Annotated in this window: 11 protein-coding genes; 6 read left to right on the top strand and 5 right to left on the bottom strand. The window is 64.8% G+C overall.

Annotation, left to right across the window (positions count from 1 at the left end):
• Positions 1 to 77 precede the first annotated feature (77 nt).
• The gene (locus PMI40_RS15155) at positions 78 to 1553 is read left to right on the top strand and encodes a cobyric acid synthase (RefSeq protein ID WP_008116993.1); all 1476 of its coding nucleotides are present in this window, start codon (positions 78 to 80) and stop codon (positions 1551 to 1553) included.
• On the opposite strand, the gene PMI40_RS15160 is transcribed toward PMI40_RS15155, so the two are convergent.
• Together PMI40_RS15160 and PMI40_RS15165 are read right to left on the bottom strand one after the other, a co-directional pair.
• On the bottom strand, positions 1516 to 1713 hold the full coding sequence (locus tag PMI40_RS15160; RefSeq protein WP_008116995.1) for a hypothetical protein: 198 nt from the start codon (positions 1711 to 1713) through the stop codon (positions 1516 to 1518). The two genes, PMI40_RS15155 and PMI40_RS15160, sit on opposite strands and share 38 nt — an antisense overlap.
• Before the next feature lie 62 nt (positions 1714 to 1775).
• A complete protein-coding gene (locus PMI40_RS15165; protein WP_008116997.1) occupies positions 1776 to 2645 on the bottom strand; it encodes an HDOD domain-containing protein in 870 nt (289 codons plus the stop codon).
• Positions 2646 to 2774: 129 nt separating this feature from the next.
• On the opposite strand from PMI40_RS15165, the gene PMI40_RS15170 reads away from it, so the two are divergent.
• From PMI40_RS15170 to PMI40_RS15185, 4 genes are all read left to right on the top strand, one after another.
• On the top strand, positions 2775 to 5165 hold the full coding sequence (locus PMI40_RS15170; protein ID WP_008116999.1) for a DUF3141 domain-containing protein: 2391 nt from the start codon (positions 2775 to 2777) through the stop codon (positions 5163 to 5165).
• Positions 5166 to 6143: 978 nt separating this feature from the next.
• Entirely contained in the window at positions 6144 to 6446 is a 303-nt protein-coding gene (locus PMI40_RS15175) for a Dabb family protein (RefSeq protein WP_008117002.1), read from the top strand.
• Between the two features lie 7 nt (positions 6447 to 6453).
• Positions 6454 to 6915 (top strand): PaaI family thioesterase, encoded by a 462-nt coding sequence (locus tag PMI40_RS15180; RefSeq protein ID WP_008117004.1) that lies wholly within the window; start codon positions 6454 to 6456, stop codon positions 6913 to 6915.
• Between the two features lie 3 nt (positions 6916 to 6918).
• Positions 6919 to 7338 carry a GNAT family N-acetyltransferase gene (locus tag PMI40_RS15185; RefSeq protein ID WP_008117007.1) on the top strand — a complete coding sequence of 140 codons (420 nt, stop codon included), beginning with the start codon at positions 6919 to 6921 and terminating at the stop codon, positions 7336 to 7338.
• 3 nt (positions 7339 to 7341) lie between these two features.
• Here the strand turns inward: PMI40_RS15185 and PMI40_RS15190 are convergent, their stop codons facing one another.
• Positions 7342 to 8925: a methyl-accepting chemotaxis protein gene (locus PMI40_RS15190; protein ID WP_238540959.1), complete on the bottom strand. Its 1584-nt coding sequence runs from the start codon at positions 8923 to 8925 to the stop codon at positions 7342 to 7344.
• Between the two features lie 324 nt (positions 8926 to 9249).
• Here PMI40_RS15190 and PMI40_RS15195 point away from each other — a divergent pair, with 324 nt between their 5' ends.
• Positions 9250 to 10575: a dicarboxylate/amino acid:cation symporter gene (locus tag PMI40_RS15195; RefSeq protein ID WP_040502124.1), complete on the top strand. Its 1326-nt coding sequence runs from the start codon at positions 9250 to 9252 to the stop codon at positions 10573 to 10575.
• A gap of 279 nt (positions 10576 to 10854) precedes the next feature.
• Here the strand turns inward: PMI40_RS15195 and PMI40_RS15200 are convergent, their stop codons facing one another.
• Together PMI40_RS15200 and PMI40_RS15205 are read right to left on the bottom strand one after the other, a co-directional pair.
• Positions 10855 to 11667 (bottom strand): NRDE family protein, encoded by an 813-nt coding sequence (locus PMI40_RS15200; protein ID WP_008117012.1) that lies wholly within the window; start codon positions 11665 to 11667, stop codon positions 10855 to 10857.
• Positions 11658 to 11957, bottom strand: a complete 300-nt coding sequence (locus PMI40_RS15205) for a DUF4936 family protein (protein WP_008117014.1) — start codon at positions 11955 to 11957, stop codon at positions 11658 to 11660. Before PMI40_RS15205 ends, PMI40_RS15200 begins: the two co-directional genes overlap by 10 nt.
• Between the last annotated feature and the right edge of the window lie 79 nt (positions 11958 to 12036).

Genomic DNA, 12036 nt, shown 5'->3' on the forward strand with positions numbered 1-12036 from the left:
GGTTATCCGCATCGGCCTGCCGCCGGACGAAGCCGGCTGGCAGCGCCTTGAACTTGCCCTGGCAGGCTGGAGGGCGTATGGCCGCTGAATTTCCCTTCCATACCCTGATGATCCAGGGCACCACCTCGGATGCCGGCAAGAGCACGCTGGGCGCGGCCCTGTGCCGGTTGCTGATGCGCGACGGCGTGGCGGTGGCACCCTTCAAGCCGCAGAACATGGCCTTGAACAGCGCGGTCACCGCCGACGGCGGCGAGATCGGCCGGGCCCAGGCCTTGCAGGCGCAGGCGGCCGGCATCGCACCGCATACCGACATGAACCCGATCCTGCTCAAGCCCTCCAGCGACACCGGGGCGCAGGTGATCGTGCATGGCCGGGTGCGGGCCGACATGAACGCACGCGACTACCACCGCTACAAGACCGAGGCCATGCACGCGGTGCTGGCGTCGTATCGGCGACTGCGGGGGCAATACCAGGCGATCATCGTCGAAGGGGCGGGCAGCCCGGCCGAGATCAACCTGCGCGCGCGCGATATTGCCAACATGGGCTTTGCCGAGGCGGTCGATTGCCCGGTGATCATCGTGGCCGACATCGACCGCGGTGGTGTGTTCGCGCACCTGACCGGCACCTTGGATTGCCTGTCCGAGAGCGAACGGGGGCGGGTGATCGGCTTCGTCATCAACCGGTTCAGGGGCGATATCAGCCTGCTGCAACCCGGCCTGGACTGGCTGCAGCAACGCACCGGCAAGCCGGTGCTGGCGGTGCTGCCGTATCTGCACGGCTTGCAGCTCGACGCCGAGGACGCGATCCAGTCCAGCCAGGGCCAGCGCGGCGCCTTCCGGGTGCTGGTGCCTACGCCGCCACGCATCAGCAACCATACCGACTTCGACGCCTTGCGCGCCCATCCCGATATCGACCTGCAATTCATCCGTGCCAACCGGCCGATACCGCCGGCCGACCTGGTCATCCTGCCCGGCAGCAAGAACACCCGGGGCGACCTGGCGTGGCTGCGCGAGCAGGGCTGGCCGGCGGCCATCGCGCGCCACCTGCGCTATGGGGGAAAAGTGATCGGCATCTGCGGCGGGTTCCAGATGCTGGGCCAGGCGGTCGATGATCCGCATGGCGTCGAAGGCACGCCCGGCAGCATGGATGCACTGGGCGTGCTGGACATGCGGACCGAACTCATGCGCGACAAGCAGCTGTTGCAGGTCAGCGGCCATTGCGCCTTCGATGTCGCCCAGGCCGGCGTACGCGGCTACGAGATCCACATGGGCGTGTCGCGGGGGGCGGCCATGGCGCGACCGGCGTTCGTCATCGCCGGTCGCGGCGAAGGCGCGCTGTCGGCCGACGGCCAGGTGCTGGGCAGCTACCTGCACGGCATGTTCGATACACCCGAGGCGTTTGCCGCCCTGATGGCGTGGGCCGGCCTGGCCGATGTGAGCGCGGTCGACCTCGATCGCCTGCGCGAGCAAAGCCTGGACCGCCTGGCCGACTCGACCCGGCCGCTACTGGATGCGCTTAAAGCAATGCCTCGTTGGCCGCTTCCTCGGGCGTGAGACCTTCGTAGAACTGGTCGGTAAACCATTCGACCTGTTCTTCGATATGTTCCTGGGCCTGCGCCAGCGTGGCGCCGCCGGCGACCAGGAAGGTTTCGACTTGGGTGCACCACTGGATCAGTGCTTCGGTTTCGGGATCGAGTTTTTCTTTCTTGGCCATGATGTGTGTCCTTGCTGTGGATCGTGTTGCCGTCGATGCCGTTCGGTGGTCGGTGCCGCTGCTCATTCGAGCATGGCATCGAGCCCGGCCGATAATTCCTTGAGTGGAGGCATGGCACCGCCGGCCTTGTCGGCGGCGTGCTTGACCATCACCGGCGCCCACGCCGGATCGACGCCGAGCTTCTTGCCCAACTGGACCGGATAGCTTGCGCGGGCCGCTTCGTCGTCCAGCTTTTGTACCTCCACGCGTGCCGCCCATGCGCCCAGGTGGACCCAGCCGGCGGCGCGATCGAGCTTGCCTTCGGCCGGCTCGGGCACGGCCTTCAAGGCCGCCGCCAGGGCGGGTGGAAAGTGCCAGATCTGCGCCAGCGCAGCCGAGACGTCGGCGTAGTGAAAGCCCCAGCGTTGCTTCTCGCTGGCCGCACGGGTGGCGTCGAGTACATTGACCTGGTGGTCCAGCGGCGCCACGTCGGCAGCCGCCACCGCATGCAACTGCAACTGGCCGATGCCGTGCATCATGCCGACCGTGAACACGGCGTCGCCGTTGTCCTCGCCCGGCTCGCCCGCATGCATGGCCAGCCAGCGGGCCGCCACCGCGGTGTACAGGTTGTAGCGCCAGAACTGCTGCAGGTCCATGCCGCGGGTGTTCTCGAAGGCGGCCACCATGCCCTGGCCCAGTACCAGGTTGCGTACCATCACGAAGCCCAGCATGCGCAGCGCATCGTCGACGGTGCCGATCGTGCGCGAGACATGGAAGAAAGCCGAATTGGCCAGCCGCAGCACCTTGGCCGAGAGTGCCGGATCGGTTGCGATCTGGCGTGCGATATCGGTGGCCGACACGTCCTCGTCGTTGAAGCTGGCAATCAGTTGCTGGACCACCTTCGGAACGGTGGGCAACTTGCCCGGCTGGTCGACCAGACTACTGAGTTCCATGAAGTTTCCTCCGATGCAATTGTCTTGGTTTCAATAGCGTGAAATGCGGTTCCATTGTCGCAGAGATCGTGCGATTCGCCGTGATCTTTCTCCGTATGATGGGGGTACACAATGTCCCTGGGAGGGAGCATGGCCAGTCGCAAGAAACCCGTTGCCGCCACCGTTGCCGATTCGTCCACGCCATCGCCAGCGGCGTCGACCTGGGGCGGCCTGGACGCCTACCTGACCGACGCCCTGCAGCGCAGCTTCCTGTTCCTCGACACCTTGCTCGATCGCGGCAACGCCTACCTGAGCCACCTCGAGCAGGGCACGCCGCCGCTGCTCAAGTTCGGCCATGAGCTCATCATCGACGGGCACGACTTGCCCCAGCCCTGCAACTACGCACTGGTGCGGCTGCAACCGCCGGCTGGCCTGCCGGCCGACCCGGCGGCGCGGCCGGTGCTGGTGGTCGACCCGCGCGCCGGGCACGGGCCTGGCATCGGCGGTTTCAAGTTCGACTCGGAAGTGGGCATGGCGATGAAAGCCGGCCATACCGTCTATTTCGCCACCTTCCGTCCCGAGCCCGAGGACGGCCAGACGCTGGTGACGGTGATGGACGCCGAGGCGCGGTTCCTGGAAGAGATCATTGCCCGCCATCCACAGTGTCAGGCCAAGCCGGTGGTGATCGGCAATTGCCAGGCCGGCTGGGCGATGATGACCGTCGACGCGGTGCGGCCGGAGCTGTTCGGGCCATTGATGATGGTCGGTGCGCCTGCTTCGTACTGGGCCGGCAGCAGCAAGCTCAATCCGATGCGTTACAGCGGGGCGTCGCTGGGCGGCACCTGGCTGGCCTCGTTGTCGGCCGACATGGGAGCGGACCGTTTCGACGGCGCCACGCTGGTGGAGAATTTCGAAAAGCTCAATCCGGCCAATACCTGGTGGAACAAGTACTACAACCTGTGGGCCGGGGTCGACACCGAGGCCGAGCGTTTCCTGGAATTCGAGCGCTGGTGGGGCGGTTTCTTCCGCATGACCGGCGCCGAGATCGAGGCCATCGTCGAGAACCTGTTCGTGGGCAACAAGCTGGCGCGCGGCGAGGTCATGGCGCACGGCCAGGCGATCGACTTGCGCAACATCGTCGCTCCCATCGTGGTGTTTGCATCGTGGGGCGACAACATCACGCCGCCGCCGCAGGCCTTGAACTGGATCGTCGACGCCTGGGGTGACGAACGCGCCATCGCCGCCGCCGGCCGCACCATCATCTACGTGCTGCACGAGAGCGTTGGGCACCTGGGCATCTTCGTCGGCGGCGCCGTGGCCAAGAAGGAACACGACCAGTTGGTGACGTCGCTGGACGTGATCGAAAGCCTGCCGCCCGGGCTCTACGAGATGAAGCTGCAAGCCAAGGATGGTCGCCAGGCGCAGCGCTGGGACACCCTGGAGCCGGGCGACTACACGGTCCATTACGAACATCGCACGATGCAGGACATCCGCGATCTCAATCCGGAAGGGCGCGAGGACGAGTCGGTTTTCTCGACCATCGCGCAATGGTCCGAGATCAACGCCAGCCTGTACAAGACCTGGTTACGACCGTGGGTGCGCATGGCCAGCACGCGCGCCGGCGCCGATGCCATGACGCGCATGAACCCGCTACGCATGCAACGCCAGATGTGGTCCGACAGTTCGCCGCTGGCGCCTTTCATCCGTGGCCAGGCCGCCGCCGCACGGGCCGCGCGCCAGCCGGTCGACCCGCAGCATCCGTGGAAGCAGTTCGAGCAGCGCATGGCGCAGCGCATCACCGATGAGCTCGATGCCTGGCGTGATCGGCGCGACGCCCGCAGCGCCAGGCTGACCACGCAGTTGTTCGGCGCCCAGGGCCTGGGTGCCTGGCTGCCACCGCGCCAGAGCGACGAGGTGCGGGCGCAGCAGCGCGCCCAGCACGACCTGGCGGCATTGCGTGCAGCCGCGTTGCCGGCCATTGCCGAAGGCGGTTTTGCGGCCGCCGTCTGTCGCATCGTGATTGCCGGCATGGTATCGATCGGCGCCTTCGAGCGCCGCAGCTTGCGCCTGGCGCGCCTGCTGTCGCAGCTACCCAACATGCACGCCAGCGTATCGCCCAGGACCAACTGGGTATCGTTGCTCAAGGAGCAGGCCCGCATCACGGCGGTGGCACCGGTCGAAGCGCTCAACGCCCTGCAGCAGATGTTGCCCGAGCGCGGCACGCGTGAGAAGGCGCTGGCGCTATCGGCTGCGGTGATGATGATCGAGCCGACCCTGGCCAACCCGCGTTCGGAAATCATCGAGTTGCTGATCGGTACGCTGGAGGTGGATCCGCAACGGGTAATGACCCTGGCGCGCAAGTTGACCGCGGCAGTGGGCGAGGGCGCCGAGGCCGAGCAGATCGCGCTGCCTGCCTCTGCTGCCGAGCCGGCGCGGGCGGTCAAGCCAGCACCCCGCAAGAAGACCGCCACGACCAGGGGCGCAGCGGTCAAGTCCAAGCCTGTTGCCAAGCCGGTCAAGAGGGCGGGCAAGGTACGGTGAGGGTTTTGCGTGCCGCGCTGGTGGTAGTGCGTTATGAGAACATGCCTCATGTCCCCGTTGTCGGGCCTGCATAGGCAATGACATACTTACTCAGTCTGGATGAGTTTCTTGGCGTCGGCGCGTGTTGTTCCCTCCTGGGCCGTCTGGTCCGAATGGGGAAAGCGGGCGCTTCGCCTTCGGCATCGGGCTTGGTATCGTGGTGGCGCCACCTGTCGCGCCTTTTTTGCTTCAAGAGATACTCGGGACTCTTGGTCCGTAGCCCTGGTTTTGTTTTGCCTAAAGAACACCGTTCGGGCTGAGTAAGCGCGTAGCGCTATATCGAAGCCTATCCTGAGCTTGTCGAAGGAGCACCAGTGCTACGAATTTACTTAGTCCGACCGAATTTCAGGCAAAAAGAGCGCCACCGCTAGCGCCATCACGGTACCCAGCCCGATGCCGAAGGCGAGGCGTGCGCTTTCCCCATTCGGAGCAGCCGGTGGCGCGGGTCGAACAGGGGATCAGAAGGACAGCCGGAGCGAAGCGACTCTGGCCTTCCCCCTGTTCGGCGCGTGACGCCGGGGACCCCGTAGGGGCTGCGGAGTGGGGCGCCTTCTTTGCCCCTCTTTCTTGGCGTGCAAGAAAGAGGGTCCGCTGCCGGGCGGACTCCCGGCAAGCCCCTTCGGCCGGAGAATGATAAGCATAAAGCCAGTACATCGGCATGTAGCAAGAGCAGACGGCCCAAGAGCGTTCACCACGCGCCGACGCCAAGATAATTAAGCAATACATTGGCGTGCAAATACATTGGCGTGCAGCAAGAGCAGACGGCCCAGGAGGGCTCAACACGCACTGGCCCCTCGAAAAGCTCCTTCGACCAGCTTCCTTCGCCAGGCTCCCTTCGCCAGGCTCCCTTCGCCAGGCTCAGGACAGGCCCCCAGAGCCGAGTCCCCCGCATTGCCTTATCATGTCGGCTTCATCAATGTCGAACAACGGAGACCGAGCGTGATCAAGCACATCGTGATGTGGAAATTGAAAGAACAGGCCGAAGGAGCAGACCGCGCCACCAACATGCAAAAGATGAAAGCGCTGCTCGACGGCTGTGCCGGCATCGTACCGGGCATCCTCAAGTTCGAGGCGGTACTGGCCCAGCCGGGCCTGGAGGCAACCTATGACGTGGTGCTGTATTCCGAATTCGAATCGCGCGCCGCACTCGACGCCTACCAGGACCACCCCGAGCATGTCGCCATCAAGCCCTTCATCGGCGCCGTACGCGAAGCGCGCCAATGCATGGACTACGAAATCTGACGCACCCATGGGCCACACACTGAAGCAGGTGTTCGAGAACGGCAACCCCTATCTCGAATCACTGGGCGTGCAGGTCGAGCGCTATGACGGTCACGAGGCCGTCATGTCCTTGCTGCTCAAGCCCGAATTCATGAATAGCTGGCAGGTCGCGCAGGGCGGCATCTCGATGACCCTGATGGACGTTGCCATGGGCCTGTCGGCGCGCGCCGGTGCAGAAGGCGCGCAATCGTCGGCCACCGTCGAGATGAGCAGCACCTTCCTGCAGCCGGCCGGCCGTGCCGGCGACACCATCGTCGCGCGCGGACGCACCTATCACCGTTCCACCACGCTATGCTTTTGCGATGCCGAACTGTGGAACGGCGAACGCCTGGTGGCCAAGGCCATGGGGACCTTCAAGGTGATCCGCCGACTCGACATTTCAAAGAAGCTGGACGGCCTGCAAGGCGTCTCGCCTAACGCAGAGAACTGAGCAATGAATATCATCGTGGATACCTGGGACGCGCTGCGCGCCCATGCCCAACCTATCCGTTTCGAAGTCTTCGTCCACGAGCAACAGGTGCCGGCCGAGATCGAACTCGACGAAATGGACGCCTTGTCCATCCATGCCGTGGCCTATGACGAGCAGGGCGCGCCGCTGGCGACCGGCCGCCTGCTGCCCGATGGTCACATCGGCCGCATGGCGGTGCGCAAGGCAGGGCGCGGCAAGGGCGTGGGCGGGGCAGTACTGCAGGCTCTGATGGCGGCCGCGCGCGCGCGTGGCGACAGCGGCGTGGTGCTCAATGCGCAGAGCCATGCCGCGCCGTTCTACACCGCCCATGGTTTCGTGCGCGAAGGCGACGAGTTCATGGAAGCCGGCATCCCCCATATCACCATGCGCGCCCCGTTGGGCTGACGCCTATCGCTGCAATGCCACCACCGGCGGCGCCTGGCGTGCCACATGCTCCAGCGCGCTCAGGCGGAAGTAGCACAGCCGGTCGCCCAGTTCGCGGGCATGTTGCGCCACCAGCTCGGCGGTGCTGGCCAGTTCTTCCGAGGCGGCCGCATTGCGCTGGGTGGTATCGTTCAACTGCAGCACGGCGGCGCCGATTTCCAGTACGCCTTCTTCCTGCATGGTCGACGATAGCGTGATCTGGTTGATCTGCTGCGAGGCCTGGCGGATTTCGTGCAAGGTGCCATGCATCAGGTGGGCGCTGGTCTGCTCGGCCAGTTCGACGCTGTCGTGGGCGATCTGGCTGATTTCGCGCGCGCTGTCCTGGCTGCGCTCGGCCAGCTTGCGGATTTCGGTGGCCACCACGGCAAAGCCGCGTCCGTTCTCGCCAGCGCGCGCGGCCTCGATGGCGGCATTGAGTGCCAACAGGTTGGTCTGGTAGGCGATGTCGTCGATCACGCCGACCTGGCGCGCAATGCCGCGCATGGCCTGGACCGTGCTCTGCACCGCCTGGCCGGTCTGGCCGGCATTGGTGGCGGCCGTGACGGCAATGGCGTCGGTGCGTCGGGCATGTTCGCCGGTCTGCTGGATGGCATCGCTCATGCTGGTGATCGCCGAATTGACCTCTTCCACCGCGGCGGCCTGTTCGTTCGAGGATTGCGCCAGCGCCTGGGCAGTGGCGTTGAGGGCATGCGACGAGCTGCCCAGCGAGCGGGTCGACAAGGTCACCTGCTGCATGATGCCGGTCAGGCGTTCGCGCATCGATTGCATCGCAAACAACAGGCTGCTGTCGTCGTTGGGGCGCAGCGCCACGTTGACGTCGAGATTGCCGTCGGCGATCTGGCGCACGATATGGGCCGCGTAGCCGGGTTCGCCTCCCAGTTCACGGCGCAGGCTACTGATGATCCACAGCGCCAGGCCGACGCCCAGCAGCAGGCTGGCGCCGCCGATCTGCAGGTTGTGCCGTTGCAGGCGGTGGTATTCGGCCACGGCGTCCTGGTAGGCGGCCAGTGTCAGTTGCTCCTGCAACTGGCCCAGTGCCGCCAGCTGGGTGGCCAGGCGCGCCAGCAGCGGCGTGGTCTGCGGCCACAGGCGATTGGCTTCCTGGATGTCGCCGGTGTTGATGGCCCAGGCCACCCTGGTGCGCTGGTCGAGGTAGGCTTTCCAGGTCAGCTCGGCCTGGAGCGCAGTCCGTTGCTCGTCGGCGCCCATGCGGCTGGCGCGATAGGCGTTCCAGTTGTCGGTGAAGTCGCGATCGGCCTGCTGCAACTGGCCCATCACCTGCAGTGCGTTCTGCGGTTGCTGCAGCGCCACATCGTCAGGCGGGCGCGTGCTGGGCACATTGGCGAGCATCAGTGCCCGCCCCATGATGTCGCGGTTGCGATAGACCATGTCGCGCACGCGGGAAATCTGTACCAGGCAGGTGGTGCGGTCTTCATAGACAAAACGCAGTTTTTCGTTGCTCGACGCCATGCCACGCATGCCGTACCAGGCCACGACCACCACGCTGGCGCACAATACGGCGACCAGGATGGTGAGCCGCAAGGTCACCGTCAATTTCCGTTGCACAATAAAGCCTTCGTTATTTTTTTGTCCCGACACTGAACTATAACCAATTTGCTGCATTGCAAACGGCAGAATAGCCGCTGATCGGCGCGTTCCTTGCGCGTGCGATGTGGTTTCCCACAATACCGGTGGCCGTTGCTCTGTTAGATACTTGCGCCCGGACCGGGGAGGGGGAGCGCGTTTCCCGGCCAAACAAGTAGCCGAAGCAGCCGATGAGCTGCAAACGGTCAGCGGCCTGCCCGGCGCGCGATCAAGCCAGGGCAGGCTGGAGATTGATGTTTCTGGAGAACGACAATGACAACGACAACCATGGCGGCGCCCAAGCCACCTATCTATAAATCGCTTTACTTCCAGGTGCTGGTCGCCATCACCATCGGTGTGCTGCTGGGCCATTTCTACCCGTCCACCGGCGAAGCCATGAAGCCGCTCGGCGATGGCTTCGTCAAGCTGATCAAGATGATCATCGCGCCGGTCATCTTCTGCACCGTCGTCACCGGCATCGCCGGCATGGAAGACATGAAGAAGGTCGGCAAGACCGGCGGCCTGGCGCTGCTGTACTTCGAAGTGGTCAGCACCGTCGCGCTGATCATCGGCCTGGTGCTGGTCAACGTGCTCAAGCCCGGCGTGGGCATGAACATCGACCCGGCCTCGCTGGACACCAAGGCAATCGCCTCCTACACCGCGCCCGGCAAGCTGGGTACCACCACCGATTTCATTCTCAACGTGATCCCGACCAGCATGGTCGACGCCTTCGCCAAGGGCGACGTGTTGCAGGTGCTGCTGGTGGCAGTGCTGTTCGGCTTCGCGCTGCACAAGTTCGGCGGCCGCGGCACGCTCATTTTCGACTTCATCGAAAAGATCTCGCACGTGCTGTTCTCGGTGGTCGGCACCATCATGAAGGTGGCCCCCATCGGTGCCTTCGGCGCCATGGCCTTCACCATCGGCAAGTACGGCGTCGGTTCGCTGCTGTCGCTGGGCAAGCTCATGGGTACCTTCTACCTGACCTGCCTGCTGTTCATCTTCGTGGTGCTGGGCATCGTGACCCGCCTGCACGGCTTCTCGATCTGGAAGTTCGTCAAGTACATCAAGGAGGAACTGCTGATCGTGCTGGGTACCTCGTCGTCCGAATCGGTGCTGCCGCGCATGCTGGCCAAGATGGAGAACGCCGGCGCCAAGAAGACCGTGGTCGGCCTGGTGATCCCGACCGGTTACTCGTTCAACCTGGACGGCACCGCGATCTACCTGACCATGGCGGCGGTGTTCATCGCCCAGGCCACCAATACGCCGATGACCTTCGTCCAGGAGCTCACCCTGCTGGCCGTGCTGATGCTGACCTCCAAGGGCGCCGCCGGTATCACCGGTTCCGGCTTCATCGTGCTGGCAGCGACCCTGTCGGCGGTGGGACACCTGCCGGTGGCCGGCCTGGCGCTGATCCTGGGTATCGACCGTTTCATGTCCGAGGCCCGTGCGCTGACCAATACCATCGGTAACGGCGTGGCCACGCTGGTGGTGGCCAAGTGGAGCGGCGAGCTCGACGAGCGGCGCCTGAAGGCGGTGCTCAACAATGAAACCGTGGAAGAGGCCAATGCCCCGGAAGTGGTGCTGGATCGCTCACAGGCGAAGATGCATCCCTGATCGCGTTGCGCCGCCTCCGGGCGGCGCAACAGCGGCAGTGCAAGAGCGGACTACGGTCCGCTTTTTCTTTGGGGTGCGGCTTGCTGGCAGGCCAAGCCCTGTAAAAACCTGGCGAAAAAAAAGCCCACGACCTTGCGGTGTGGGCTTCAATCCAATTCTTTAGGAGGAAATTGGAGGAGACAGGTACTACTTTACTGCTCTGCACCAATCCCGGCCAATTTATCTTTCGAATATCTGGTATACGCTTTTTTTATTTCTGGTGTTGCAGGACGGCATGACTCAAGCGGGACGGTCGTCTTCGCGCGGCGTGCAGGGGATGCGGCAACGCCCCTCGGACACCGATTCGGCCGAATATTGCACTGCCATGGGATCGGCCACATGTTCGGTCAGTACCGGCTCGCCCGCGATGGGCACGCGCAGTACCGTCGAGCAGCGCGTGCCATAGTCCGGAGAGCGGATGAAGATCGGCGACAGCATGCGTTCGCGTTCGATGCCAACGCCCGTATCGGGCAGGCGGCAGTCATTGGCGCGGGTGGCGTCGGTCAGCATCTCGAAGAAGGCTTCTTCAGGCGCGCCTTGGCACAGCAGGCTGGCAAACTGCGCCTTGGCCCGGGTCAGCTTGGGCCAGGGCGTATCGAGCAGGGCATTCGACACGCCATAGACACCGTAGTCCAGTGGACGCCCGTTACGCGCGTCCGCCTGGCCGCGGTTGGAATACCACAGCAGGGTTTCGCGATCGCCCACCAGCAGGTTGAAACCGTTGTAGTCCTGGGCCCGGGCCTGGAGTTGCTGCACGTAGTCGGTGGGCGACATGCTGCCGGTGAGATAGTCGGACACCAGGGCGCCGCGGGTCGGTGCGTCGGTACGCCGCTCCGATGGCGAGCGCACGTTGGTCAGCGCCGCGAAGCGGCCATCGCGAGTGGTGCCCAGCCAGGTGCCACCGCCCTGCAGGTCACGCCCGGCGAACACCTGCGGAGCGTCGCTCCACCAGGCGGCATCGACGGCGGGCCGCGCATAGAACTCGTCGCGGTTGGCCGCCAGGATCAGCGGCATGCCGGGGATGACCTTCCAGGCCAGGATGATCAGGCACATACGGCGACGTCCTCGAAACGTTCGACATGCCGCTCGCCATCGATGAGCGTGTCGATGCCGGCGGCCGCCCCGGCACTTGCCAGTGCCTGCAGGAAGTGGTCGGCCGCCTCCGGTGCCAGGTGTTCGTAGATTTCCATCCAGGTCTGCAGGCCGTCCTTTTCGATGGGGCGCCGCTTCAGGCCCGGGCGTACGCCGTGTTGCGCCTGCAGCACCAGTTGCAGTGCCCTGAGCTTGCCCAACAGCGTATTGGCGTGTTGCGCACGCACGCGATAGTAGATGTAGAGGTCCATGGTCTGGTCCCGGCGCGGCCGTTATTGCGGCTCGACCAGCGCGTAGGGCAGCGCGTGGAAATGCAGCGCCGCGCCATCG

The sequence above is a fragment of the Herbaspirillum sp. YR522 genome (assembly GCF_000282575.1).
Taxonomy (GTDB): Bacteria; Pseudomonadota; Gammaproteobacteria; order Burkholderiales; family Burkholderiaceae_D; genus Herbaspirillum.